The organism is Streptomyces sp. NPDC020965 (assembly GCF_044333555.1).
Taxonomy (GTDB): Bacteria; Actinomycetota; Actinomycetes; order Streptomycetales; family Streptomycetaceae; genus Streptomyces.
Window position 1 is genome coordinate 86,164 of sequence record NZ_JBIRRE010000004.1, and the last position, 25,222, is coordinate 111,385.

Consider the following 25,222-nt stretch of genomic DNA (forward strand, 5'->3'; position numbering starts at 1 on the left):
GCCCGAACGAGCACAGCGCTTGCCGAGGAGAGCGGGCGGACCTCTATACACACGATGTATACATGCTGTGTATAGTGCGCTGCATGTCAATCAGCCACGCCCTGGCCAGAGTTCCGGCGCCAGGGCTCCGCCACGGGTACGGTCTCCAGCGCGCATCCGGCGAACGCCTCGACCGCGACCCCCTGGCGCGCCAGGGGCGGCTGCGGGGGAACGACCCTGCCGAACTCGCCGACCGCGGCCACGCCCTGCCCCACTCCCCCGGCGGATCCGCGGTGGCCGGGACCCACCGGACCCGCCCCGCCCGGCTCGCCACGGAGATCCGCACATGACCGACCCCATCCTGTCCGCCACCCGCCTGCGCAAGTCCTACGGCCCAACCCCCGCCCTGGACGGGGCCGACTTCAGCATCCGTCCCGGCGAGGTCGTCGCGGTCATGGGCCCCTCGGGCTCCGGCAAGTCCACGCTCCTGCACTGTCTCGCCGGGATCGTCACACCCGACGCGGGCCGGGTCATGTACGACGGCCGGGCCATGTCGGCGCTGTCGGACGCGGGCCGCAGCAGGCTGCGCCGGGGAGACTTCGGCTTCGTCTTCCAGTTCGGCCGGCTGGCACCCGAGCTGACCTGTCTGGAGAACACCGCCCTGCCGCTGCGGCTCAACGGCGTCAAGCGCAAGGAGGCCGAGCGCCGGGCGGTCGCCTGGCTGGAGCGTCTGGAGGTCGCCGACGTCGCCGGGAAACGCCCCGGCGAGGTCTCCGGCGGTCAGGGCCAACGCGTCGCCGTCGCCCGTGCGCTGGTCGGTGAGCCGCGGGTGGTGTTCGCGGACGAACCCACCGGCGCCCTGGACTCCCTCAACGGCGAGCGCGTCATGCAACTACTCACCGAAGCCGCCCGCGACACGGCGGCGGCCGTCGTCCTGGTCACCCATGAGACACGCGTCGCCGCCTACTCCGACCGCGAGGTCGTCGTACGCGACGGCAAGTCATGCGATACGGAGCGCACCGCGTGACCAACAGCATGCTGCAGAAACGGCGTTCGAAGAACGATCTCCTGACACGCCGCCGCGCGGCGCGCGGCGAGACCCGTGCCACCCCGGCCGACTGGGCGCGTGACCTCGCGTTCGGTCTCCGGTTCGCGGTGAGCGGCGGGCGCGAGGGCTGGACCCGTACGCTGCTGACCGCCCTCGGCGTCGGACTGGGCGTGGCCGTGCTGCTCGTCGCCGCCGCCGTCCCGGCCATCCTGAGCGCCCGGGACGACCGTGGGGCGGCCCGTGACGACTTCGCCCACGGCGCGCCGGTGGAACCGACCGCCGAGACGATCCTCACGGGCCGGGCGGACACCATCTACCGAGGTCAGGAGATCTACGGGCGGCTGATCCAGGCGGACGGCGACAAGCCCCTCCTCCCGCCCGGCCTGAACGAACTGCCCGCGCCCGGCGCGATGGTGGTCTCGCCCGAGCTGAGGAAGCTGCTCGGCTCCCCCGAGGGCGCTCTCCTCAAGGAGCGTCTCAGTTACCGCATCAGCGGCACCATCGGCGAGGCGGGGCTCCTCGGTCCACGGGAACTCGCCTACTACGCGGGCTCGGACGACCTGGTCGCCGACGACTTCAATCCGACCCGGATCGATTCCATCGGCGGCACGAGGCTGTCCGAACCCCTCAGCCCGTCCCTGATGCTGATGGTCATCATCACCTTCGTGGTGCTGCTGATGCCGGTGGCGGTGCTCATCGCCACCGCCGTCCGCTTCGGCGGCGAACGGCGCGACCAACGGTTGGCCGCGCTCCGGCTGGTCGGCGCGGACACTCGGATGACACGGCGGATCGCGGCCGGTGAGGCGCTGTTCGGCGCGGTGATCGGACTCGCCGTGGGACTCGCCCTCTTCGCCGGCGGACGCCAACTCATCGGTACGGTCGAACTGTGGCGGATCAGCGTCTTCGCCTCCGACGTGGCCCCCAACCCGGTGCTGGCCGCGCTGATCGTGATCGGCGTGCCCGTGGTGGCCGTCGCCGTCACCCTGTTCGCCCTGCGTACGGTCTCCGTCGAACCGCTCGGCGTCGTACGGCACACCGGCCCGGTCAAACGGCGGCTGTGGTGGCGGCTGCTGCTGCCGGTCATCGGGGTGGCGCTGCTGTTCCCGATGATCGACGGCCTCGACGAGACCACCCGGGTCAACGAGCCGAAGATCGCGGTGGGTGCCGTCCTGCTGCTCGCGGGGGTGACGGCGCTGCTGCCATCGACGATGGACGCCGTCGTCGGACGGATCCGCGGCGGTCCGCTCTCCCTGCAACTCGCCGTTCGACGGATCCAGTTGCACAGTGCCGCGTCGGCGCGGATGGTCAACGGCGTCACGGTCGCGGTGGCCGGGGCCATCGCCGCGCAGATGCTGTTCTCCGGGCTGGAGATCCGGTACACGCACGACACCGGCCGCAGCCCCGTCCGCGGCGAGCTGCGGATCGTCCAGGAGTACACCGGTGACGCCCTCCAGCAGCGGGCCACGGCCGCCGTCCGGGCCACGCCCGGCGTGCTGTCCACCCTGACCTACACGAGCGGCAGCGCCAACAAACCCGGCAGCACCGAAGTCGGGGCCTTCGTGATCGTCGGCGACTGCGCGAGCCTGGGCCAGATCGTCGAGACACCGGGCTGCCGGCCGGGCAGCGTCTACACCGTCGGCGACGAGCTGGGCGACGACCCGCTGAAGGGCGGTGTGTACACCCCCGCCCCCGGCGAACGGGTCGACCTGGCGGGCGAGGAGGGCGGACCGGCGACGACCGGGCCCAGACTGTGGACCGTCCCGGCCGACACCGTCCGCACCCGGTTGGTGCCGGATGCGGCGGGGGCCTTCGGGACCGGCGTCTTCACCACGCCCGAGGCGATCAGAACCGCCGACCTGGCGGACGCCGACACCGAACTGCTCGCCAAACTGGACCCGACCAACCGCGACGCGGCCGAACAAGTGCGCAACACGGCCGCGCGGTTGGATCCGTTGCTGCACGTCGAGTACAACGCGGAGACCATGCGGGTTCCGCAGCTCACGAACATCCAGCGGGGTCTGTTCATCGGCGCGACCGTCACGCTTCTATTGATCGGCGCGAGCATGTTGGTCACCGTGCTGGAGCAGTTGCGCGAGCGGCGGAAGCTGCTGGCGGTGCTGGTCGCGTTCGGCACCCGGCGCTCCACGCTCGGCCTGTCGGTGCTGTGGCAGACCGCGCTGCCGGTGGCGCTCGGGCTGGCACTCGCGGTGGCGGGCGGTACGGGTCTCGGCATGATCCTGCTGAAGATGGCGGCCCTGCCGCTGTCGGTGAACTGGACCGGTATCGCGGCGATGGCCGGTATCGGCGGGGGCGTCGTCCTCCTGGTCACGGTGCTCAGCATGCCGGCGCTGTGGCGCGTGATGCGCCCGGACGGTCTGCGCGCCGAATGACCCGCGGGCACCCCCGACGATGACCGTGAACGCCGGGCCGGACGGACCGGCGTTCACGGCGTCCGCGTACACCCCCCGTGCATCGCTCGGCGGCCCGCACCGCCCGGGGGTGACCGTCAGGGGGTGTCCCCCTCCCAGTCCCATTTCTTCGGATCACCGGGGCGGGGCCCGTAGAGGGCACGCCCGCCGGGACCGTACCGGCCGATCTCGGTGATCAGCGCCGCGCTCCGGGTGAGCCGCTCCACGGTCCATCCGGTGACGTCGAGGAGGAGTCCGTCCAGCGGGCCGCCGACCAGCTCCGCGTACTCGTGGCCGGGCCGCGGGCCAGGGTCGGGGGCGTCGTAGTCCGATCCGTAGACCCGGCCCCGCATGATCTGTTCGTCCATACCGTCAGAATCCCAGCCACCACTGACAGCGCCACCAGGGATACCACGGACACCAGGACCCCGCCCGACGGGGCGGGCGCTGATCGACAGGGTGAACGACGGTGACGCCACCGGCGTTCTGGGCGAGACTGGCGGAGACCGCCGGGGGGCGCGGGTCGTCCCGCTCCCTCGCGAGCGGCCGGTGGTGCCGTGGCCCCCGGGGCTTCGGCCCCGTACCGGAGAGAGGGATGCATGAGACGCAGCACAGGAAGGGCGCTCGCCGTCTTCGGCGCGGTCGCCGTACTGGGTGTCACCTTTCCGCCCGGCGCGCACGCCGCCACCGGGGAGTTCGTCTACCACACCCAGCCGGGAAACGTCCCGCACACGCTGACCGACCCGAGGGACGGTGACTGTTATCCGGTGGGCCGCCGGGTCCAGGGTCGGACGGTCAACAACACGGACCGCAGGGCGGTCATGTACGTGGAGAAGAACTGCCGGAACGCCACCGCGGAAGAACTCGATCCGGGCCAGTGGACCGAGAACAGCACCTTCATGTCGGTGCGGTTCACCGTCTGACCGGGCGCGTGGCCCCCGGCCTCGGGAGAGTCCACCGCCGCCGGGGGGCCGGGGCGGGCCCGATCGCCCGCCCCGGCCCGTACGGTCAGGCTCCGTCGGCTGTCAGCCCCGAGCGGACCTCCCGGGCGGCGGTGACCAGGCTCTCCAGGGAGGCCCTGGTCTCGGGCCAACCACGGGTCTTCAGGCCGCAGTCGGGGTTGACCCAGAGGCGTTCGGCCGGGATGGCCTCAAGTCCCTTGCGCAGCAGGGTGACCGCCTCATCGGCGCTCGGAACGCGCGGCGAGTGGATGTCATAGACACCCGGTCCGGCCTCACGCGGGTAGCCGTGGGCGGCGAGTTCGGTGGCGACCTGCATATGGGAGCGGGCGGCCTCCAGGCTGATGACGTCGGCGTCGAGGTCGTCGATGCCCTGGACGATGTCACCGAACTCGGCGTAGCACATATGGGTGTGGATCTGAGTGGCCGGCCGTACGCCACTGGTGGTGAGGCGGAAGGACTCGGTGGCCCACTGCAGATAGTCGGCATGGTCGGCCGACCGGAGCGGGAGGGTCTCGCGGAGTGCGGGTTCATCGACCTGGATCACGGAGGTGCCGGCCGCCTCCAGGTCCCGCACCTCGTCGCGCAGCGCGAGGGCGACCTGTCGGGCGGTATCGCCGAGCGGCTGGTCGTCGCGGACGAAGGACCAGGCGAGCATGGTGACCGGCCCGGTGAGCATCCCCTTGACGGGCCGTTCGGTGAGCGACTGGGCGAAGGACGTCCAGCGGACCGTCATCGGCTCGGGCCGGGAGATGTCCCCGGCCAGGACCGGCGGCCGGACGTAGCGGGTGCCGTAGGACTGGACCCAGCCGTGCCGGGTGGCGAGGTAGCCGGTGAGCTGTTCGGCGAAGTACTGCACCATGTCGTTGCGCTCGGGCTCGCCGTGCACCAGGACGTCGATGCCCGCCTTCTCCTGGAAGGAGATGACCTCGCCGATCTCCTCGCCGATGCGCTCCTCGTACTCCGCGGTGGTGATCCGTCCGGCGCGCAGGTCGGCGCGGGCGGTCCGCAGTTCCGATGTCTGCGGGAACGATCCGATGGTGGTGGTCGGCAGGAGGGGCAGGCCGAGGTGGGCGCGCTGGGCGATGGTCCGCTCGGCGTACGGCTGGGAACGGCGGCCGTCGGCATCGGTGACGGCGGCGGTACGGGCCCGGACGGCCGGGTCGTGGGTGAGCGCGGACCCGGCGCGGGAGGCCAGATCGGCCCGGTTGGAGGCGAGTTCGGCGGTGATCGCGCCGGTGCCTCGTGCCAGCCCCTTGGCGAGGGTGACGATCTCGGCCGTCTTCTGCCGGGCGAAGGCGAGCCAGCGGCCGATCTGCGGGTCGATATCGCGTTCGGCGGCGGCGTCCAGCGGGACGTGCAGCAGGGAGCAGGAGGCGGCCACATCGACCCGGTCGGCGAGGCCGAGCAGGGTGCCGAGGGTGGCGAGGGACTTCTCGTAGTCGTTGATCCAGATGTTGCGACCGTTGACCACGCCCGCGATCAGACGCTTGCCGCGCAGCCCCCCGGCTGCCGCGAGGTCGTCGAGATTGCCGGTGGCCCGCTCGGTGAAGTCCAGGGCGAGGCCGTCGATGGGGCTCCTGGCGAGGACCAGCAGGGCGTCGCCGAGGCGGTCGAAGTAGGAGGCGACCAGGAGCTTGGGCCGGTCGATGAGCTCGCCGAGGTCACGGTAGGCGCGGGCGGCGGCATTCAGATCGGCCGGGGAGCGGTCCTGGACCAGGGCGGGCTCATCGAGCTGCACCCACTCGGCGCCCGCGGCCCGGAGATCGGCGACGACCTCCGCGTACACCGGCAGTAGCCGGTCCAGCAGGGTCAGTGGCTCGAAGTCGGCGGGCACCCCGGGGGCGGGCTTGGCCAGCAGGAGATAGGTGACGGGTCCGACGAGGACCGGCCGGGCGGTGAGACCGAGCGCGAGGGCTTCCTTCAATTCGGCCACCTGCTTGGCCGAGTCGGCCGTGAAGACGGTGTCGGGGCCGAGTTCGGGGACCAGGTAGTGGTAGTTGGTGTCGAACCACTTGGTCATCTCCAGCGGCGCGACGTCCTGAGTGCCGCGTGCCATGGCGAAGTAGCCGTCGAGCGCGTCCGCCGCGTGGGCGTCGCGGTGTCGTTCGGGAATGGCGCCGACCATGACACTGGTGTCCAGCATGTGGTCGTAGTACGAGAAGTCACCGGTCGGCACCTCATGGACCCCGGCGTCGGCCAACTGCAGCCAGTTCGTCCGGCGCAGGCCCGCCGCGGTCTCCCGGAGGGCGTCGGCGGTGACGCGGTCCTGCCAGTAGCCCTCGATGGCCTTCTTCAGTTCCCGGTTCTGGCCCTGGCGGGGGTAGCCGTACACGGTGGCGCGTGCTGCCGCGGCTGCGGACTTCGGTGTCACGGAACTCTCCTTCGCGAGATGTCTCATGAGATCCCGGGGACGGGACGAGAACGCGAAGGGGTGACAGACCGGACGGACCGATGCCGCGCGCCGGGCGCGGCCGTCCGCCTGATGTGCACTCCCCCGGACATGGTCCGGAGGCACCCCAACCTGCCCACGAGGTCACCGGGATCGCCGCGCACGATCGGTCGTACGCGGACAGCGGGCAGGTCTTCGGACTCGCGGGCACGCCTACCGAGGCAGACACCTACTGGCCGTCGCTTCCCAGACCCCGCCAGGGGGTCCAGTGCGTATGACGGCGGTCGTTCCCGCTCACCGCTGCGGGGCAGTCCCGGATTTCCACCGGGTTCCCTCTTACGACGCGTCTGCCTGGCGGGCAGGGCGAACCAGCTGTGCCCCGCAGCCTAGAGGCACCGAGGGGTCCCAGTCAGCACCGTTCACATTCCGGACCGTGATGTGCGCCACGGAGGAATCAGGGTTGGCGGGCGCCCGGTGGCGGTGGAGCGGCTCAAGCGTGGGCGGGAAGCGGCCGGGGAGCCTCCCGCCGGCCGGGCCGTACGCGAGGCTCCCCGGCCTGCCGGCACCGCACCCACGACCGGAATCGGTTGACTGCCGCCTGGGGGCCACCTAGGTTTGCTGCACTTTGGATCGCCCAGCGAACCAATGTTCATTTTTCGGTTGTGGGAGGTTCATCAGTGACTCGGCAGGCAGTGGTCGGCATCGACGCCGGCACCACCGCGGTCAAAGCCGTTGTCCTGGCCCGGGACGGAGAGCAACTCGGCCGGTCACGGGTACCGCTGAAGGTCACGCACCACGGTGACCGGGTGGAACAGGACATGGACGAGATCTGGTCCGCGGTCCGCGACACGGTGCGGGCCGCCGTGCGGGACGCCGGTGACGGTGTCGAGATCGTCGCGGTGGGCGTGACCGGGCAGGGCGACGGCGCCTGGCTGGTGGACGGTGACGGGCGCCCGTGCGGCCCCGCGGCGATCTGGATGGACGGCACCGCCGCCGCCCGGGTGGCCCGGTGGGAACAGGACGGCCGCGGTGCTCTGGTAAGCGACATCACCGGCTCAGCCTTGTTCCCCGGCGCGCTGCCGGTGCTGCTGGAGCAGTTGGAGGACGATCACCCCGAGCGGTTGGCACGGGCCGTACACCAGTTGAACTGCAAGGACTGGATACGCTTCCGGCTGACCGGGGAGATCGCCACCGATGCCTCCGATGCCTCCCGCACCTACCTCGACGTCGCCACCGGCGCCTACTCCGACGCCCTGATCGAGGGAGTGGGACACCAGCGGTTCCGGCATCTGCTCGCCCCCGTACGACCACCGCACGCACCGGCCGGCACGGTCGGCGCCGAGGCCGCGCGCGCCACCGGCCTGCCCGAGGGGATCCCCGTGGCCACCGGACTGGTCGACGCCGCCGCGGGCGGGGTCGGCCTCGGCGCGGTCCGGCCGGGCGACGCCTACCTCATCGTCGGCACCACGGCCTTCGCGGCCAATGTGCGCCGGGCCGGCCCGGCGCACATGTCCGGCCCCGGGGCCGAGGGACGCATCACGCTGGCGACCGGTCTGGGCAGCGTCCTCGAATGCCTGGCCCCCATGGCGGGCGCGCCCAACCTCGACTGGGTCCGCACGGTGACCGGGCAGGCGGACAGCGACTGGCCGGACCTGGAGCGCCCGGCGCGGGCCGCCGGTCCGGGCGCCGGCGGTGTCCTCTACCTCCCCTACGGTTCGCCCCAGGGGGAACGTGCCCCGTTCGTCGACCCGGCCGCCTCCGCCGCCTGGGTGGGAATGAGCGTCCTGACGACCCCCGGGCAACTGGTGCGCGCCGTCTACGAGGGGATCGCCCTCACCCTGCGCGAGTGTCTGGACGAACCGGTCGACGGGCGGGCGCTGCGGATCACCGGCGGATCGGCGTCGTCGGACCTGCTCTGCCAGGTGGTGGCCGATGTCACCGGCCGGCCGGTGGAGCGCTCCACCGCACCTGAGCTGGGAGCCCGCGGGGTGGCCGCGCTGGCCATGGTCGCCGGTGGGGTGACCGAGGACCTCGACACCGCGCTCGCCCTGCTGGCTCCACCGGCCGCCACCCACACCTTCCGGCCCGACCCCGTCGTACGGGATCTGCACGACCGGCAGGCGCGTACCTTCGCCGCCGCCCGGGACGCGCTCCGTCCCGTCTGGCCCTCCCTGCGTGACCTGCGGACGCTGACCGAGGCGTCACCGCCCTCTTCTCCCCCTACCGACCCTAGCGAGTCGGCGCCCGGCGCCGATGGAATGGAATCCCTGTGACCAGTGCGTCACCGCGCCCGCGGCTGCTCATCACCGCGCCCTTCGACCCGGCCGCGGCCGAACGGCTGGCCGGTCTGTTCGACGTCGAGACCGTGGAGCCGTCGATGGCGGGCGCTTCCCTCGCCCGGCCCGAGCTCGCCGACCGGCTCGCCGTGGCCGACGCGGTCGTCTGCGAGGTCGACAAGGTCGACCAGGCGGCCCTGGACGCGGCGCCGGCGCTGAAGTTCGTCGTCACCTGCCGGGCCAGCCCGGTCAACGTCGACCTGCCCGCCTGCACCAGCCGGGGCATACCGGTGGCGACCACCCCGGCGCGCAACGCCGAGATCACCGCCGATCTCGCCTTCACCCTCATCCTGTCCACCGTGCGCCACACCGGGGCGGCGGAGCGCTGGATGCGGGCCGGAAACTGGCACGCCGACGACATCTTCGAGCCCTACACCCGCTTCCGTGGGATCGGCCTCGGCGGGCGCACCCTGGGCATCCTCGGTGGCGGCGCCATCGGCCGCCGGGTGATGCGCCGCGCGCTGGCGTTCGGCATGACCGTGTTGGTCTACGACCCCTTCCTGGCGGCGGGGGACCTCGGCGACGACGCCGAGATCGTCGGCCTCGACGAACTCATGAGCCGCTCCGACGTCATCACCGTGCATGTGCCCCTCAACGACTCGACCGTGGGGCTCGTGGGCCCCGAGCAGATCGCTCTGATGCGTCCCGACGCCTACCTGGTCAACGCTGGCCGGGCGGCCGTCGTGGCGGAGGACGCGCTGCTGGCCGCCTTGCGCGAGAAGCGGATCGCCGGAGCGGGCCTGGATGTCTTCTGGACCGAGCCCCCGCCCGCCGAATCGGAGCTGTTCCGGCTGGACAACGTCACGCTCACCCCGCACATCGGCGGCGCGTCCGACGATGTCATCACCGAACACTCCCGCATCGCCGAACGCGCCCTCCGGGCCTGGGCCAGTGGCGAACCGCCGGCCGCCGTCGCCAACGCGAAGGACCTCGCTTCCTGACCCACCGGACTCCGCCCGTGCCCGGACCCCGCGCCTGCCGCACGCGGGGGTCCGGGCACGGGCGTGTCAGGCACGGGCGGGCTTCCGGGTGAAGGGGCGGTTCAACCATCGGAGCGAGCGTCTCAAGCGGGGGCGCGGAAGGCTCGGAAGGCTCGTACGAGGAGAAGGAGAGTGCACGGACGAGGGGGCGGGCACCCGGTGGTACGGGTGCCCGCCCCCTCGTGGCGGGCGGGACGGCCACGGCCACGGACGCGGGTCGTGGCGGGCCGGACGGTCAGGCGTGCCGGTCGCAGTGAGCCGGACGGTCAGGCGTGGTGCAGCGCCACCAGTTCCGCCGCCGGGAAGGCCGCCGTGGTGTTGCCCAGGGCGAGAGCGCGGTAGGTCGCCACCGCGGCCTCCTCCAGATTCATCGCGCGGCGGAAGGCCATGCCTATGTCCGCACCGAGCGAGGAGCAGCCGTGGTGGGAGAGGACCATGCAGTCGTGGCGCAGCGCCTGCTCGGCGGAGGCGTCGGCGAGTTCGTCGGAGCCGTTCGGGTGGTAGGGCACCGTGCCAACGGAGCGGACGTAGTAGGCGTGGTCGAGGGTGATCAGCCGGATCGGCGCCCCGATCGCGTCGAGGAGGACCGCGTGCTGGGGATGGAGGTGCACCACGCAATTGACGTCCGGGCGCACCTGATAGGTCCGCTGGTGCAGCTTCCACTCGCTGGACGGCTTCGCCGCGCCCCCCGTACGCTCGCCCGAGGCCACCGTCATCACGGTGAAGTCCGCCACCTCCAGACGGTCCAGCCAGGTGCCCGCGCCGGTGACAACGAATTCATCGCTGCCGGGCAGTCGCGCCGACAGGTTTCCCCCGCTGGCGAGCACCAGTCCGCGTTCCACGGCGAGCCGGCCGACCTCGGCCAGCCGCTCACACAGGTCCTCGCGGGTATGAACCGGCTTCACATCATGTCCTTTCGTACGACGGCAGGGCCGTCGGTCGGTATGACCGCTGGTGTGTTCATGAGGGCGTGCCCGGTGTGGCGTCGGCGGCCGCGAGCAGTTCCTCGGCGGTGCCGACGTCGGTCACCAGGACGTTGACGAGGCCCTGGCGCAGCGCGACCTCCAGGGCCTCCCGCTTGGCCGCCCCCCGGGCGACGCCGATCCGGACGGGCACGGCGCGGAGCTGTTCCAGGCTCAGTCCGATGAGCCGCTCGTCCACCTCACCCGGCACCGCGGCGCCGTCCGCGTCGAAGAAGCGGCCGGAGATGTCGCCGACTCCGCCCCGCTCGCGGATGCCCGCCAGCTCGGCGGCGCTCAGGCCCTGGACGAGCAGGCCGGCGTCGGCGGTCGTACCGCCGATCCCGGCGATCAGCACATCCGCCGAGACCGCCCGCTCCAGCGTCTCCTGGACGGCCGGGTCCTCGCGCCAGACCTGGGCAGCCCGGGTGGTGCGCGCCAGGAGGGGAGCGGGGAGGTGGTAGGCGTGCCCGCCCGTGGCAGCGGCGAAGGCGAGGGCCAGCTCGTGCGAACTGGCGGCTCGGGAGATGCCGCCCTTGCTTCCGGTGAGGGGGACGAAGTTCACGTCCGCGGCCGCTGTCCGGCGCAGATGCTCGGGGATCGAGGCGACCGACCCCGACAGTCCGACCGCGATGGTCGTGCCCTCGTCGAGGAAGGCGCCGACGCAGTCCGCGGCCAGCGCCCCCAGCGAGTGGGCGGCCCTTGCCTCGTCCTCGAAGCTCGGTCCGACCCATGCCTGACGCAGGGGGTAGGCGTGTGCCAGAGCCGATTCCAGGCCCACGAACAGATGGTCCTGGCTGTGCACCGTGATCTCCACGATGCCGACCCGGCGGGCCTCCGCCAGCAGCCGGGTGACCTTGATCCGGGAGAGCCCGCACAGATCGGCGATCTCTTGGTGGGTCAGACCGTGCTCGTAGTAGAGCCGCGCGATCTTTCCCAGCGGCGGTTTCTTCTGACCAACTGCTCTCTCCATCGGTCCTCCGTTCGGATCCTGCCCGCGCCGGCGTCTCCGCTCCGGCCTTCCCGTGCCGACTTCTCCGCGTCGGCTTCCCCGCGCCGGCTTCTCCGTGTCCGTCGAGGGGCCGCTGACCAGGGGGAGCGATCGCCGCGGCACCCCCGTGCGGAGGTGACGCCCAAGGCTTGACAGCCACCGGGGTGCCACTCATATTACATGCACTTTGGTTCGAATATTGATCAGATGTTCACGCGTCTGCTGTGCACGCCGGAGGACACATGCCCACCTCGCCCCCACCCACCGCCGACGCGGTCGCGACCCGCCCCGGATTCCTGGAACGGCAGGGGATCGTCCGCCCGCTCGCCTTCGGCTTCCTCGCCGTGATGCTCTTCATGGTCGGCGACGGCATCGAAGTCGGATTCCTCTCGCCCTACCTGGAGTCGCGCGGACTCTCCGGCAGCGAGGTCGCCCTGCTCTGGACGGTCTACGGATTCGTCGTCGCCGTCGCCGCCTGGCTCTCCGGCGCACTCGCCGAGGCATGGGGCCCCCGCCGGGTCATGCTGCTGGGGCTCGGGATCTGGGCGGTCTTCGAGGTCCTCTTCCTGACCGTGGGCGTCGCCGCCGGCAACTACCCGCTGATGCTCCTCACCTTCGGCATCCGCGGGCTGGGCTACCCCTTCTTCGCGTACGGCTTCCTCGTCTGGATCGCCATGGAGACCCCGGGCGACAAGCTCAACCGCGCGGTCAGTTGGTACTGGTTCGCCTCCACCATGGGTCTCGGTGTCATCAGCTCCTACTTCGCGGGTGCGGTCATCCCCGTGATCGGCGAGATGGCGACCCTCTGGCTCTCCCTCGCCTTCGTCGGCGCCGGCGGCCTGCTGGTGGTCTTCCTCGTCCGGGCCAGGGTCGTCACCAAGCCCCCGGAGTCCACCAAGGAGTCCGTGGCCAAGATGTTCGGCGCGCTCACCATCGTCAAGACCCACCCCCGCGTGGGCGTCGGAGGCGTGGTCCGCCTGATCAACACCCTTTCGTTCTACGCCTTCGTGGTGTTCCTGACCTCCCACATGGTCAACGACGTCGGCTTCTCCACGGCGCAGTGGCAGACCATCTGGGGCACCATGCTGCTCGCCAACGTCGCGGCCAATCTCCTCTCCGGCTATGTCGCCGGCTGGATCGGCAGCGTCAACACCGTCGCCTGGGCCGGTGGTCTCGGCTGCTTCGTGACCGTACTCGCGCTGTATTACGTACCCGAGGCGGTCGGCCCCAACTTCGGCGTCACCCTCGCCGTGGCCATCGTCTACGGGCTGGCACTCGGCGCATTCGTACCACTGTCCGCGATCATGCCGCTGCTCGCCCCCCGCCACATCGCGGGCGCGGTCGCCATCCTCAACCTGGGCGCCGGAGTGAGCCAGTTCGCCGGATCGGCCATCGCCGGGCTCGTCGGCCCGATCGGCATCGAGGGCACCGTCTGGGTCATCGCCTCCGTCTATCTGGTCGGCCTCGTCCTCACCTTCTACCTCAAGGAACCGGCGCCAACCGACGATCCTCGCCCGGAGTCCGCACCGATGCATCCGAGTGAGTCCGACGCCTCGCTCCCGCCGGGGGCCGGAGAGACGGCCGGGGTGCCGGTGGCTGCGCGGCGGGCGGATTGAGCCCTCCGAACCACGGATGACCGGTGTCGGGGCCGGCCGCATCAGCGGCCGGCCCCGATGCGCGCCCCGATCCAGGCGGGCCGGATGTCAGCGCCCGGCGGTGTGCGCCAGGATCGCGGTGGCGAGCGGGGCGAGGACCTCCTGAGGCAGCGCATGGCCCATGCCCGGGATCTCGACGACACGGGCGCCGCGGACCGCCTGCGCGAGATGCTGCGGATGCGGCGGGGGAAAGACCGGTTCGGCCGGGGCGGAGACGACGAGTGCGGGCACATCGGTCTCGGCGAGTTCCCTGGTGCGGTCCATCCCGGCAGTGTCCGCACGGCCGTGTGCGGTGCTGGTGGCGTAGTGCCCGGTGTGCTCGATGATCTTCCGCTCCACGGCACGGGTGCGCTCGGCGTCGAAAGGGAGCTGCTCGCCCGCCAGCACCCGCCAGTGCTCGACCCGCCGGTCCAGTTCGGCTTCCAGTCCCCGGTCCTCCACGGTCCGGGCCCACATCTCCAACAGCTGGGGGGCGATGCCGGGGAGTTCGCCGGGCTCGGTCCGCGTACCGTCCGGGTGGACATAGGGAACGGTGCTGAGCGCACAGGTGCCGATGAGGGTCGCACTGAACAGCCGGTCGGGATGATCGGCGATCAGAAGCTGGGCCAACATGCCACCCAGCGACAGCCCGACCACGTGGGCGCGTTCGACACCGAGGCCGTCCAGCACCGCGACCGCGTCCGCGGCGAGATCGACAACGGCGTACGGACGCTGCTCGAAGGGCCAGGTGGACCGGCCGGTGTCGCGGTGGTCGTAGCGGATCACCCGGTGGTGGGCGGCCAGCAGGTCCACCAACTCGTCCGGCCAGCCCACACCGGATGCCTGCGCGCCCATGATCAGCAGCAGCGGAGGCGCATCGGGGGCGCCACGCTCCTCCACCCACAGACGTGTTCCGGGCGCCACCTCGATGAAGTGCTCCATGCCGTCGCTCCTCTCCTATGAGTTCCCCACGAGTCTCCTTCATATTAGACGATACGGCTCGTCTCGCAAGCGAATTGGGGTGCCCCCCCCTCGGTGCAACAGGGGCATACAGGGAGCACAGGGGCCCCTGCCGACAACGAATGTGCCGACAGGGGCCCCACCGCCCACGGACGGACCGACCGCGATCGAGGGCCCGGGCGCCGAAGCCCGGGCCCGGTCGCCCCTACGCGTAGGCGTGACTCGCGCTCGTACCGTCGCGTCAGCCGAACCGCCCGATCTCGTAGTCGCCGGCCGGCTGCCGGGTGATCGCGTTCATCCGGTTCACCATGTTCATGAAGGAGATATGGACCACCAGGGCGGTGAGCTGCTCCTCGTCATAGTGCTTGGCGGCGTTCGCCCACACCTCGTCGGTGACCCCGACCGCCCCGTCCGCGACCCGGGTGCCCTGCTCCGCCAACTCCAGCGCGGCCCGCTCGGCCTCACTGAAGACCGTGGCCTCCCGCCACGCCACCACCAGATTCAGCCGCACCGGGGTCTCTCCGGCAGCGGCGGCCTCTTTGGTGTGCATATCGACGCAGACGGCGCAGCCATTGATCTGGCTCACGCGCAGCGCCACCAACTCCTGCGTCGCGGTCGGCACCGACGATTCCCTGACCGCCCTGCCCGCCGACATGAGGTGCTTGATGACCTTGCCGCCGGTCGGGCCGGTGAAGTCCTTCAGTCGCGCGTTCATGGTGTGCTCCTCCGTGGTCGTCAGTGACTACACACCTGAGACGGAGCGGCCCCGCCCTCCTGTGACATCCACGGATGTGACCTGCGTCTCCCCATCGGCGGCGAGGTGCAGTGCCGGGGCGCACGAGCCCAGAAGGATCCGTCAGACCCGCCCTAGCCCGCGGGGTAGAAGAGGAACAGTGTGCACCCCGTCGTCGTCTGCGGGATGTGCGAGGAACCCGCGGGGGCGTGGATGAAGGTGCCAGCGGGGTAGTCCCGGCCGCCGTCGTTGAAGACGCCGGACAGCACGAAGACCTCCTCGGGGCCCGGGTCATGGACATCCACCCCCTCCCAGCGCGAGTGCGGGTCCATCTCCAACACATGGGCCGTCGCACCGTTCTCCCCGCTCCACAGCGAGCGGAGCCGGATACCGGGGAAGAGTTCGCGGACCGGTGCGTCGCGCACGGCGGACCACACGTAGTCGGGCATGTTCTGCTCTGTTGTCATGGCGCAAGCCTCTCCGCTCGCTCTCGCCAAACCGAGTGTCAGAAATGACGTCCTGAGGTACTTTCCTGCCATGCATCAGGTAGTGGCACTGGTCCACCCACCGCAGTCGACCTTCGAACTCGGCTGCGCGGCGGACGTGTTCGGGATCGCGAGGCGAGAGGTTCCGATGCGGTACGCGTTCAGCGTGTGCACGGAGCACCCCGGGGCGGTCCCGACGCTCGCGGGGTACGACATGCTCGTCGTCGACGGGCTGGACGGGCTCGACCGGGCGGACACCGTGGTCGTCCCGGGGTGGCCGCTCACCGAGGAGGCCCCGTCCCCCGCGGTCGTCCGGGCCCTGCGCCGCGCGCACGGCCGCGGAGCGCGGGTGGTCAGCATCTGCTCCGGCGCCTTTGCGCTGGCGCACGCCGGACTGTTGGACGGGCTGCTGGCGACCACGCACTGGGCGCTGGCGGACAGGCTGGCCGCCCGCTTCCCGGCCGTCAAGGTCGACCCGACGGTGCTGTACGTGGACCACGGCTCCGTGTCGACCAGCGCGGGCTCCGGGGCCGGCATCGACCTGTGCCTCCACCTGGTGCGCGCGGACCAGGGCGCCGGTTACGCCGCGCACGTCGCCCGGAACATGGTCATGCCGCCCCACCGCGAGGGCGGGCAGTCACCGTACGCGGCGCCGCCGCACCCCACCCAGATCGACGGTTCGTTGGCGCCCCTGCTGGAGTGGATGACCGGGCGGCTCGCCGAACCCCTGACGGTCGAGGAGTTGGCCGCGCACACCGGCGTCTCCGCGCGTACGCTCGCCCGCCGGTTCGCCCAGCAGCTCGGCACGAGCCCGGGGCAGTGGCTACTCGCCCAGCGCATAGCCACCGCCCGGGAACTATTGGAATCCTCCGACCTCCCGTTGGACTCGATCGCCCGCCGGGTCGGTCTCTCCTCGGCCACCAACCTCCGCAGGCGCTTCCTCCGTGCCCTGGGGACGACACCCGGCGCCTACCGTCGGGCGTTCCGGGCCGGCCCGTGACAGCCTTCCGCAGCCCGCCATGGGGCCGGATTCCGCTCACCCCGTACCACGACCGCCCGTCACGGCCGCGCACGCGCGCGAGGTCCGGGGGGCAACGGTGCGGTGCGGGCTACCGGGGCAGCGGCGCGCCCTCGGCGAGCAGTCGGAGGGTGGAGATGGACGGTGTGAAGGCGTACACCATGCCCGTGGTCTTGAGGAAGGACCGCATGTTCACCGTGCCCCGCGGGCCGTTCTCGCCCAGTGCGAACGCCGCCTCGCCGGCCTCGCCGCAGACGTTGTCCACGCCGGTGGGCGCCCCGGCCTCGCCGGGCGTGAAGTCGGCGGTGTTGGCCCATTTCGCCTGGACGTGCTCGAACTGCTCGTCGAACGACGTGCCATAACAGACGAACAGCAGACCGCGCTCCTGGCCGTCATCGGGCTTGCCCGGTGCCAGTGGAGCGCCGTACGAGGTGCCGCGGCGCAACATGCGGTGGCTGCGCGGCTCACTGGTCCGATCGGCGTCGCGCGGGTTGGTCTTGCGGATGTGTGACGCACAGGGCGTGTCATAACCGCGCGGGTCGTTCAGGTAGTCGAAGTTGTTCTGGTCGCCGCCGATCCCGACCACCGGGTCGGACGGCCTGGCCAGCGGGCTGCCGTCCGGCTTCCGGCCGACCAGGCAGGCGGCGAGCCCGTCGTAGTCCAGCGGCGGACTGAAGTTCTTCGCCTCATCGGCCACGGCGGCTCGCCAGCCCGCCACGTCCTGATGCAGACGCCGCACGACCTGGAACGAACCGTCCTTCATCCAGGCCGGCCCGGTGCGGTTCTTACTGCTCTTCTCGCACGGGTATCCGAAGACGAACTCGCCGGGGGCGATCAGCTCGGACCCCAGCCGGTTCTCGCGGTAGCCGGGCTTCCGGGGGTCCTCGCGATGGAACTGACTGACCCCGGGCTGGGAGACCCCGTCCTTGAAGCCGAAGTGCTCGTGTCCGCGGAGCTCGCCCGGCAGGGTCTCGCCGTGATCCTGGCGCACCAGGACCATGCCGTGGGCCTTCTCGGCCGCGGAGATCTTCAGCAGCTTCTCCTCCAGGTCCGCCCTGGTGTCCGCGGCGATCAGCACGACGGCGTGCACGGTGCTCTTACCCGTACCGAACTGCCACTCCGCCGGGTCGTCGCCCACGATCCCGGCCCGCCCTTCGGCGCCCGCCCGCAGCGCCTCGAAGGCGCCCAGGTCCTTGGTGACCTGGTCCGGCTGGGCCGCGACCGCCAGCAGCCCCTGGTAGGTGAGGGACAGCCCCACCCAGGTCGCGACCTTGGCCGGGTCATGGCCGTAGGCGCGGCGGGAGACCGAGAACTCCTCGTTGAAGTGCTCCACTTCGGCGGTGACCGCCACGGTGTTCAGCATCGCCGAGAGCCATCCCCGTCCGCGGGTCGCGTCCGGGAACCGCAGATGGCGGAAGGTCATGTAGTCCTTGTTGAAAGCGGCCAGGACATTGCCCTGGATCTCCCGGGACAGCCGCAGTGGCGGGGTGGGCAGTCGCTCCGCCTCCGGAGCGATCGTGGGGCGGGTCGGGGCCGTGACCATGCTGCACTCCTTGCTCTGGGACGGGTCTTGTGCCGGGTCTCGTGCCGGGAACGGCGGGTGCGCCGGGGCAGCCGGGTCCGGTCATGCCGAGGACACGGGCGCACAGCGCGGTGCCCGTGTCCTCGGACCATCTGGAAACCAAGACATATCAGATGAAATGCCCTGCCGCCTGACGGCAGGGCCATACCGGTGACCACCACCCGTGACCGGTAGCCCCCGGCTGGGGGCCCGGCCGTATGAACCCAGCGGCGCCCCGCCTCAGGAACCCGTACCGAACGGGCCCTCGGGACCGGTGGCGGGGGACGGCGGAGGGGACTGCGGAGGCACCGCCGCCTGGTGGTAGGCCGCCCAGATCAGCGGCGGGAAGGCGCTCCCCCGCTCGGAATCGGGGCCGCCCACCCCCTGCATGGGCAGCAGGTTCGGCACATCGGGCTTCGTCCGGAACATCGTGACCGAGGTGCTCAGTTCCTTCGTCGCGCCGATGAACCAGGCCGATTTCATCCGGTCGTTCGGCCCCGTGACACCCGCCCAGGGCGGAATGTGGCCGCCGCCCTGGCCCTTCGTCGATCCGGCGGTCTGCCGGCCCACCTCGCTGAGCGCCGCGCCGACGATCGCGGCGACCTCGGGGCGCATCGCCCGGCGTTTCTCACGCAGGTCGAAGCCGTCCACCACGACGCCGTCCCGCTCGACCCTGGTCACCGAGTAGGGCTCGGTGGCCCGGCCCTCGTTGATGAAGGTCGTATAGGCACTGGCCAGTCGAACGGCGCTGGGAGTGGAGGTGCCGATCGAGAAGGTCGGCTCCAGCTTGGCCATGCTCTCCTCGCGCAGCCCCGACGCGACAGCGAGCTCTTTGACCTCCTTCAGCCCGATCTCCTTGCCGGCCTGCACGAACGGCGTGTGGTCCGAGTCGACCAGGGACGAGTAGAGGTCCAGGGACATGAACGACGGCACCCCCGACTGACTGGGCCGCAGGGCACCGGCATCGGAGTCGGCGATGGAGCGTGCCCGGTCCGCGAGCTGCTGCTCCAGAGCGGCGGCGAACACGAAGGGCTTGAACGCCGAGGCGGCGGGCACGCCCGAGGTGTCCGCGTTGTTGCTGAAGTGCTTGATCGCGTCCGAGCCACCGTAGACCGCGACGATCGCTCCGTCCTTGGGACGTACGGAGGCGGCGCCGACCTGCACATGGTTGTCGTCCGCGCGCACCTTCGGGTTCAGGTGGTCCGCGCGCACCTTCTCGACGGCCTTGGTCAGCGCGAGCACCTTCGGCTTCTCGAAGGTGGTGTGGACGCGGTAGCCGCCACCGGCGAGATCCTTTTCCGTGAGCCCGCTCCGGCTCTTGATGTACTTGTTGGTGATGTCCACGAGATAGCCGATCTGCCCGGCCTGACTGGTCGGCTTGACGGGTGGCTTCGGCTCGGGGAACTTCGTGTACTTCGCGCGCTCCTTGGCACTCAGCGACCCCGTCTCGACCCGACGGTCCAGAATCCAGCTCCAGCGGTCCTCGGCCCGTCGGCGATTGGCGGCGCTGAGCGACGGGTCGAAGCTCTCCGCGCCTTTGAGGACGGTGGCCAGCAGGGCGCCTTGAGCGGGGTCCAACTCCTTGGCGGGGATGCCGTAGTACGCGTACGAGGCGGCCTGTATGCCGTACGCGTCACGGCCGAACCAGGAGGTGTTGAGATACCCCTCGAGAACCTCCTCCTTGGGCCGCTGATTGCTGACCTTCAGGGAGAGGAAGAGTTCCTTGACCTTGCGCTGGACGGTCTGGTCCTGGCTCAGATAGGTGTTCTTCACGTACTGCTGGGTGATCGTGGAACCGCCCTGGGTCTCCTTACCCTTGACGATATTGACGGCCGCACGGGCGATACCCATCACCGAGACGCCGGAGTCGTCGTAGAAGTCCGCGTTCTCCGCCGCGATGACGGCGCGCTGGACGGACTCGGGCACCTGGGAGAGCGTGACGTCCTGTCGGTTCACATCACCCACACCCACCATCCGGCTCCCGTCCGCCCAGTAGTAGACGGTGGCCTGCCGGCGCGCGGAGTCGTGCGCGTTCGGGATCTCCACCTGTATGTAGACGACCGTGAAGAGGCCGGCGAGGGCGCCGACGGAGAACAGGAACAGGCCGGAGGTCAGCTTCCAGGAAGGCGTCCAGCGCCGCCACCCCCGGCGGCCGCTCCTGGGGAAGTCGATGCGGAGGCGACGGACCGTCCGAGCGGCTCTCCTGCGCCTCTTCGCCCTGCCGGCAGGACGGCGCGCGTGCTTCGAGCCTTCCTTCCGCTCGGGGTTTCCCGCGCGGTTCGCGCGACGATTGCGGAGCAGCCTCATGTGGTACGCGGACCTCCTGGATCACGACCCATCACTTTCGACACGGTGACGGGCTCGGCCGGGATGATGGTCAGACAGCGGACACGGTTGACTCGTTCACAGGATATTCATATTTACCGCGAGGCTCGATCCACCCGACTCGCGCGGGCTGGAACCCAGTTGGCGTGCGGGGACCCGTACACCGCTCTCGGTGCGTTCCGGTGGCGCCGGCAGGGGGAGACACGGCCCGAATGGCGGAGGAAGTCCGTCGGTCAGCAGGCGTTGGCGGAATCGTCGAAACCGACCGTGCGCCAGATGTCACTGAGCGCCGTGAGCTGCTCCGGGGTGAGCTTGTCGAGGAACTCGCTCCGGAGGTTGGTGAGGTGCACCTTGCGCGCACGCCGGTACGCCCGGGTGCCGGCGTCGGTGAGCACGGCGTCGAAGCCCCGGGCGTCGGAGGAGCACTTGCGCCGCTCGACGAGGCCCTGGCGTTCGAGGTCGTCCACGATGCGGGTGAGTCCGCTGCGGCTGATCAGCAGGGACGCGGCGATGTCCTTCATCCGCAGATGCCCCCCGGGCGCTTCGGCCAGGGTCAGCAGGACCTCGAAGGACGACATCGGAAGGCGCTCGGCCGCCACCAGCTCCGTGTCGAGGGTGCGCAGGAGTCGCAGATGGGTGGCGAGGAGTCCGAGCCAGGCGGCCCGCTCGGTGCGGTTGAGCGGCCGGGACGGAGATGCCTCCTTGGGCGCCTCCTGGCCGGTGCCGGCGACTTTCGGGGCCCGGAGCTCAGCCGAATCGGCGCGGTTCTGCAGGCTCATCGCCCCTCCAAAAATTGTTTCACAACGAATTATATCCACAGCCTTCCGGTACGGGGCGTGCCCACCGGGGCACGGTCGGGCGCGGGGTCCCCGCCGGGTCTCAGCGGGCGAGCAGTGTGCGGGCATTGGTGTCGAGGATCCGCCCAGCCTGGTCGTCGGGGAGTCCGGCGTGCTCGATGAAGGAGACGGCGGTGCGGAACAGGTCTCCGGCTTCATAGGGGAAGTCCGTGCCGAGGACCAGCCGGTCGGCGCCGAACGTCGCGGCGGCCGCGCGCAGCGCGGGTACGTGGCCGTGACCGACCGTGTCGTACCAGAGGCGTCTGGCCGCTGCGGAGGGCTGTTCGGGGGTGTCCGGCGCTTCCCAGGGGACCTGGTTGTCGGCGCGCTGGAGGAGCATGGGCAGCGCGCCGCCCAGGTGTGAGGCGAGGATCCGCATCCGCGGGTAGCGGCTGGGGACGCCCGCGAGGATGAGCTGCATGATCGCGATCGTGTCCTCGATGGGGGCGCCGATGGACCAGGTGAGGTGGTGGTCGGCGATCAGCGGGGTGCCGGCCCCCAGGCCCGCGGGGTGGATGTAGAGGACCGTCCCGCGCCGGTCGAGTTCCTCGTAGAGGGGGGCGAACTCCGGTTCGGCGAGGGTCCGGCCGAGTACGGAGGTGGTGACGCAGGCGCCGGCCATGCCCAGTTCGTCGACGGCGCGCGCCAGCTCCCGCAGCGCGAGGTCGGTGTGCGGGAGCGGGAGCGAGGCGAAGGCGAGGAAGCGGTCCGGCCACTTCCGTACGGTCTCGGCGTACTGGTCGTTGACGAACCGTGCCGCGTGCAGCGCGTGGTCCGCGTCGTGGAAGTGGGGGGACTGCGGAGCGGCGGACAGCACCTGGTGGGTGACTCCCGCCGAATCCATCAGGGCGAACCGGGCCTCGATGTCGGCCGGGCCGAGTCCGGTTCCCAGGCCGCGCTGGGTGTCGGTGTCCGTCTTGCCGTACTCCCGGACGACGTCGAGGTAGTCGTCGGTCCAGACATGGGCGTGAACGTCGATGCGCATGGGCGCCCCTCGGGGTTGGCCGGCCGCCGACCCACCGACGGACCGCCCCCCTCGCTGACCTCCCCAGGCTCGCACGACGCCCCGTACCCCGCCATCCGGGTGACACGGGCCGGGGAGCGCGCGGGCGCTGTGGGGGCGTACGGGGCCGCCCCCACAGCGGGTTCGCGGGTGCGTCAGATGCCGATGGTGGTGAAGGGGAGGCACCGGAACGGCTTGGAGTGCTCGGGGTCGAGCCGGTTGAGGACGAGCTGGGCGACGTTCGGGTCGATGGCCAGGCCGAGATGGCCGGCCGAGTCCAGGCGGCACTTGTCCTGGAGCACGATGTTGGTGACGTTGTCCCCGGTGAGCAGGCCGCTGGTGTACGGCGTGACGACCCTGTCGTACCGGGTGACGATGCTGGTGTACGTCGGCCCGGGTACGGCGACGGGACCGTCGTTGAGCTTGGCGAGGAAGGCCGAGCCGGGCAGGTAGTCCGTACAGGCTCCACAGCCCACACCGGTGAGCAGGCCCTGGAGCTTGAGGGCGGCGGCCAGACTCGCCAGGCCGTTCAATGTGGTGCCGCGGAAGTTGGAGCCGAAACCGACGAAATCGTCGACCTTCGCGGCCCCACCCAGATACTTCATGTAGTACGCCGGGACGGTGGTCCCCTCGGAGTGGCCGACGATGTCGACCTTCGCCGCTCCCGTCGCGGCGCGTACGCGGTCGACGAAGACGCCCACCTCGGCCGCGCTGTCCGCCATCGGGGCGAGCCCGCCGGCCAGTCCGCCCAGCACGGTCTTGCCGTACGTCTCGGAGTAGACGCAGTAGCCGGCCGAGCGGAGCGTGGGCGCCAGGGTCAGGAAGTTGTCCCAACTGTTGCCGCCGAGCCCGTGGACGAGAACCACCGGATCAGGGTGGGCCGCGCTGGGCTGGCAGGACCAGTTGTTCCACCCTGACCGCGGCGGCGCGTCGGCCGACGCCGACGTGGTCAGGGTGGTGGATGCGAGTACGGACAGCGCGAGCGCCGTCAGCAGCGTGCGGAGCTTGGCCATGGGGGGCAACTCCTCGTTTCGCGGGTGAGTTACCCGGTAGTAGAGCACGCTCTCTTGTTACGAACAAGGCATCGTTTCCAAAAAGAGCGGGCCGAATCAGCGGGCGTCGCGGGAGGCTCCCCGCGCCACCCGCGCCGGGAGTGACGGAAGATCAGGAGTGGCCGAGTCCGGAGCTGACCACCGTGTAGAAACGGTCGAGCCCGTCCTGTAGGCGCGCGCGATCGGCGGGCCGCGCAGTATCGGTGTCCAACTGCCAGTCGGTGTCCAGCAGCCAGTCGGCGATGATGTCGAAGAGACCGCCGATCAGCCCCATCGCCACCGCATGGGCGTGCGGGCCCGTGGCGACGCCCAGCCGCTGCCAGACCGTCTCCACGAAGGAGGCCGCCCAGCGGCGGTTGGTACGGCGGTGCGCCTCGGCCAGCGGCGTCACGGCCCGGCCCTCACCGAACGTCACGCGCGCCACTCGCACATCGTCCACGAAGGCGTCCGCGAAGTGGCGGATGAGCGCCCGTGCGGCCGCGCTCTCGCCCTGGTCGTCGCCCACGGCGTCCAGGGCCGCCGTGAGACGTCCGGTCACATCCACGACGATGCGGTCGAGCAGCGCCAGATAGAGGGCCTCTTTGCCGGTGAAGACCTCGTAGAAGCTCTTGGTACCGACATACGCGTGCTTGCAGATCTGCTCGATCGCGGTGTCCTGGTAGCCCTGGGCCGCGAACAGCTCCAACGCCGCGTCCAGCAGGTCCTCACGACGCCTGGCCCGCCGCTCCCCGGCGTCCAGACCGCGGATTCGCCGACCGCCCGCGCCTTCCTTGTCCCCCACCACACCAGCCACCGGCCCAAGATACAGGCCGTTTCGCGCCATCGGGCCGCCTGGAGTCGCTCCGCCCGGAGGCGGGCCGAGCCGTGCGGGTGCGCAGGTCGGCCCGGGCGGCGGTCCATGGGGCGGGACGCTCAGCCCGACCGGGGTGCGGTCGGCGCGCGGAGCAGGGTCAGGATGCTCTCGACGACCTTCTCGCGCGCGGCGTCCGGAGCCAGGGCGTTGAAGGTCATGGTGAGGCTGCCCCACGCGAAGTACAGGGTCTCCGACGGGAGGTCCACCCGGAAGGCGCCGTCACGCTGCCCGCGCTCGATCAGCGCAGTAATCCGCGCCTTGATGAGCGCGGGGGCCGCACCCCGCTCCGCCACCGCGCCGAGCGGGGCGTAGCGCCCGGCCCGCCAGTGGGCGGATTCCTGGATCCAGGCCAGCGTCGCGCGCTCCAGCGCCTCGACGGGGTCGCCCGTGTCCGTACCGGTCCGCGCCATGCGGCGTTCGATCGCTTCGAGCGACGCCCGCAGGAGTTCATCGACCAGCGCTTCGCGGGTGGGGAAGTAGCGGCCGAGGGTCGTGCGATGCACCTGTGCCCGCTCGGCGATATCGGCGAGTGGAGTTCTCGGATCGTCGCGGAGCAGCACTCGCGCCGTCTCCAGGATGGTGTCGACAGTCCGCTGGGCGTCGACCCGCAGGGGCCCGTCTCTCATGACCAGGGAGTTTACGGACTTGTCGAACGGTGCGCACGGATCGAGGAGTTGCACAAATCGAGCACTTGCACGTTTCGTGCATGT

At 70.9% G+C, this 25,222-nt stretch carries 22 protein-coding genes and 1 riboswitch; of the genes, 8 read left to right on the forward strand and 14 right to left on the reverse strand.

Going from position 1 to position 25,222, the window contains the following annotated elements; translation table 11 throughout:
* Window positions 1-83: 83 nt before the first annotated feature.
* From ACH4S7_RS14235 to ACH4S7_RS14245, 3 genes are read left to right on the forward strand one after another with little or no spacing between them, the layout of a single operon-like run.
* A complete protein-coding gene (locus ACH4S7_RS14235; protein ID WP_398521440.1) occupies window positions 84-329 on the forward strand; it encodes a hypothetical protein in 246 nt (81 codons plus the stop codon).
* Window positions 326-1,006, forward strand: coding sequence for an ABC transporter ATP-binding protein (locus ACH4S7_RS14240; protein WP_398521441.1), 681 nt, complete (start codon window positions 326-328; stop codon window positions 1,004-1,006). The genes ACH4S7_RS14235 and ACH4S7_RS14240 overlap by 4 nt, the downstream gene beginning before the upstream one ends.
* Window positions 1,003-3,417 carry an FtsX-like permease family protein gene (locus tag ACH4S7_RS14245; protein WP_398521442.1) on the forward strand — a complete coding sequence of 805 codons (2,415 nt, stop codon included), beginning with the start codon at window positions 1,003-1,005 and terminating at the stop codon, window positions 3,415-3,417. The genes ACH4S7_RS14240 and ACH4S7_RS14245 overlap by 4 nt, the downstream gene beginning before the upstream one ends.
* A gap of 116 nt (window positions 3,418-3,533) precedes the next feature.
* Here ACH4S7_RS14245 and ACH4S7_RS14250 read toward each other — a convergent pair whose 3' ends face one another.
* Window positions 3,534-3,803: a hypothetical protein gene (locus tag ACH4S7_RS14250; protein ID WP_398521443.1), complete on the reverse strand. Its 270-nt coding sequence runs from the start codon at window positions 3,801-3,803 to the stop codon at window positions 3,534-3,536.
* A 231-nt stretch (window positions 3,804-4,034) separates the two neighbouring features.
* On the opposite strand from ACH4S7_RS14250, the gene ACH4S7_RS14255 reads away from it, so the two are divergent.
* Window positions 4,035-4,358 (forward strand): hypothetical protein, encoded by a 324-nt coding sequence (locus ACH4S7_RS14255; protein ID WP_398521444.1) that lies wholly within the window; start codon window positions 4,035-4,037, stop codon window positions 4,356-4,358.
* 85 nt (window positions 4,359-4,443) lie between these two features.
* Here the strand turns inward: ACH4S7_RS14255 and metE are convergent, their stop codons facing one another.
* Window positions 4,444-6,768 carry a 5-methyltetrahydropteroyltriglutamate--homocysteine S-methyltransferase gene (gene metE, locus ACH4S7_RS14260; RefSeq protein ID WP_398521445.1) on the reverse strand — a complete coding sequence of 775 codons (2,325 nt, stop codon included), beginning with the start codon at window positions 6,766-6,768 and terminating at the stop codon, window positions 4,444-4,446.
* A gap of 186 nt (window positions 6,769-6,954) precedes the next feature.
* A riboswitch (cobalamin riboswitch) is annotated at window positions 6,955-7,174 on the reverse strand.
* Between the two features lie 289 nt (window positions 7,175-7,463).
* Here metE and ACH4S7_RS14265 point away from each other — a divergent pair.
* Both ACH4S7_RS14265 and ACH4S7_RS14270 read left to right on the forward strand, forming a co-directional pair.
* A complete protein-coding gene (locus tag ACH4S7_RS14265) occupies window positions 7,464-9,059 on the forward strand; it encodes an FGGY family carbohydrate kinase (protein WP_398521446.1) in 1,596 nt (531 codons plus the stop codon).
* A complete protein-coding gene (locus ACH4S7_RS14270) occupies window positions 9,056-10,063 on the forward strand; it encodes an NAD(P)-dependent oxidoreductase (protein ID WP_398521447.1) in 1,008 nt (335 codons plus the stop codon). The genes ACH4S7_RS14265 and ACH4S7_RS14270 overlap by 4 nt, the downstream gene beginning before the upstream one ends.
* A 305-nt stretch (window positions 10,064-10,368) precedes the next feature.
* Here the strand turns inward: ACH4S7_RS14270 and ACH4S7_RS14275 are convergent, their stop codons facing one another.
* Window positions 10,369-11,007, reverse strand: a complete 639-nt coding sequence (locus tag ACH4S7_RS14275) for a class II aldolase/adducin family protein (protein ID WP_398521448.1) — start codon at window positions 11,005-11,007, stop codon at window positions 10,369-10,371.
* Window positions 11,008-11,062: 55 nt separating this feature from the next.
* Entirely contained in the window at window positions 11,063-12,034 is a 972-nt protein-coding gene (locus ACH4S7_RS14280) for a sugar-binding transcriptional regulator (protein ID WP_398521449.1), read from the reverse strand.
* A gap of 260 nt (window positions 12,035-12,294) precedes the next feature.
* Between ACH4S7_RS14280 and ACH4S7_RS14285 the strand changes: the two genes are divergently transcribed.
* Window positions 12,295-13,668: an MFS transporter gene (locus tag ACH4S7_RS14285; RefSeq protein WP_398521450.1), complete on the forward strand. Its 1,374-nt coding sequence runs from the start codon at window positions 12,295-12,297 to the stop codon at window positions 13,666-13,668.
* 87 nt (window positions 13,669-13,755) lie between these two features.
* Here ACH4S7_RS14285 and ACH4S7_RS14290 read toward each other — a convergent pair whose 3' ends face one another.
* The 3 genes from ACH4S7_RS14290 to ACH4S7_RS14300 form a co-directional block, all read right to left on the reverse strand.
* Window positions 13,756-14,628 carry an alpha/beta fold hydrolase gene (locus tag ACH4S7_RS14290; RefSeq protein ID WP_398521451.1) on the reverse strand — a complete coding sequence of 291 codons (873 nt, stop codon included), beginning with the start codon at window positions 14,626-14,628 and terminating at the stop codon, window positions 13,756-13,758.
* A gap of 259 nt (window positions 14,629-14,887) precedes the next feature.
* A complete protein-coding gene (locus ACH4S7_RS14295; protein WP_398521452.1) occupies window positions 14,888-15,361 on the reverse strand; it encodes a carboxymuconolactone decarboxylase family protein in 474 nt (157 codons plus the stop codon).
* Between the two features lie 152 nt (window positions 15,362-15,513).
* Window positions 15,514-15,846, reverse strand: a complete 333-nt coding sequence (locus tag ACH4S7_RS14300) for a cupin domain-containing protein (protein ID WP_398521453.1) — start codon at window positions 15,844-15,846, stop codon at window positions 15,514-15,516.
* A 70-nt stretch (window positions 15,847-15,916) separates the two neighbouring features.
* Here ACH4S7_RS14300 and ACH4S7_RS14305 point away from each other — a divergent pair, with 70 nt between their 5' ends.
* A complete protein-coding gene (locus ACH4S7_RS14305) occupies window positions 15,917-16,864 on the forward strand; it encodes a GlxA family transcriptional regulator (RefSeq protein WP_398521454.1) in 948 nt (315 codons plus the stop codon).
* 109 nt (window positions 16,865-16,973) lie between these two features.
* Here the strand turns inward: ACH4S7_RS14305 and ACH4S7_RS14310 are convergent, their stop codons facing one another.
* The 7 genes from ACH4S7_RS14310 to ACH4S7_RS14340 form a co-directional block, all read right to left on the reverse strand.
* Entirely contained in the window at window positions 16,974-18,425 is a 1,452-nt protein-coding gene (locus tag ACH4S7_RS14310) for a Dyp-type peroxidase (RefSeq protein ID WP_398521455.1), read from the reverse strand.
* Window positions 18,426-18,683: 258 nt separating this feature from the next.
* The gene (locus ACH4S7_RS14315) at window positions 18,684-20,750 is read right to left on the reverse strand and encodes a transglycosylase domain-containing protein (protein ID WP_398521456.1); all 2,067 of its coding nucleotides are present in this window, start codon (window positions 20,748-20,750) and stop codon (window positions 18,684-18,686) included.
* A gap of 251 nt (window positions 20,751-21,001) precedes the next feature.
* On the reverse strand, window positions 21,002-21,547 hold the full coding sequence (locus ACH4S7_RS14320) for a MarR family winged helix-turn-helix transcriptional regulator (protein ID WP_398521457.1): 546 nt from the start codon (window positions 21,545-21,547) through the stop codon (window positions 21,002-21,004).
* A gap of 100 nt (window positions 21,548-21,647) precedes the next feature.
* Complete coding sequence (locus tag ACH4S7_RS14325; protein WP_398521458.1) at window positions 21,648-22,589, reverse strand: amidohydrolase family protein; 942 nt, start codon at window positions 22,587-22,589, stop codon at window positions 21,648-21,650.
* A gap of 173 nt (window positions 22,590-22,762) precedes the next feature.
* Window positions 22,763-23,620 (reverse strand): lipase family alpha/beta hydrolase, encoded by an 858-nt coding sequence (locus ACH4S7_RS14330; RefSeq protein WP_398521459.1) that lies wholly within the window; start codon window positions 23,618-23,620, stop codon window positions 22,763-22,765.
* A gap of 151 nt (window positions 23,621-23,771) precedes the next feature.
* On the reverse strand, window positions 23,772-24,452 hold the full coding sequence (locus ACH4S7_RS14335) for a TetR/AcrR family transcriptional regulator (protein ID WP_398521460.1): 681 nt from the start codon (window positions 24,450-24,452) through the stop codon (window positions 23,772-23,774).
* A 119-nt stretch (window positions 24,453-24,571) separates the two neighbouring features.
* Window positions 24,572-25,138 (reverse strand): TetR/AcrR family transcriptional regulator, encoded by a 567-nt coding sequence (locus tag ACH4S7_RS14340; RefSeq protein ID WP_398521461.1) that lies wholly within the window; start codon window positions 25,136-25,138, stop codon window positions 24,572-24,574.
* Window positions 25,139-25,222 lie beyond the last annotated feature (84 nt).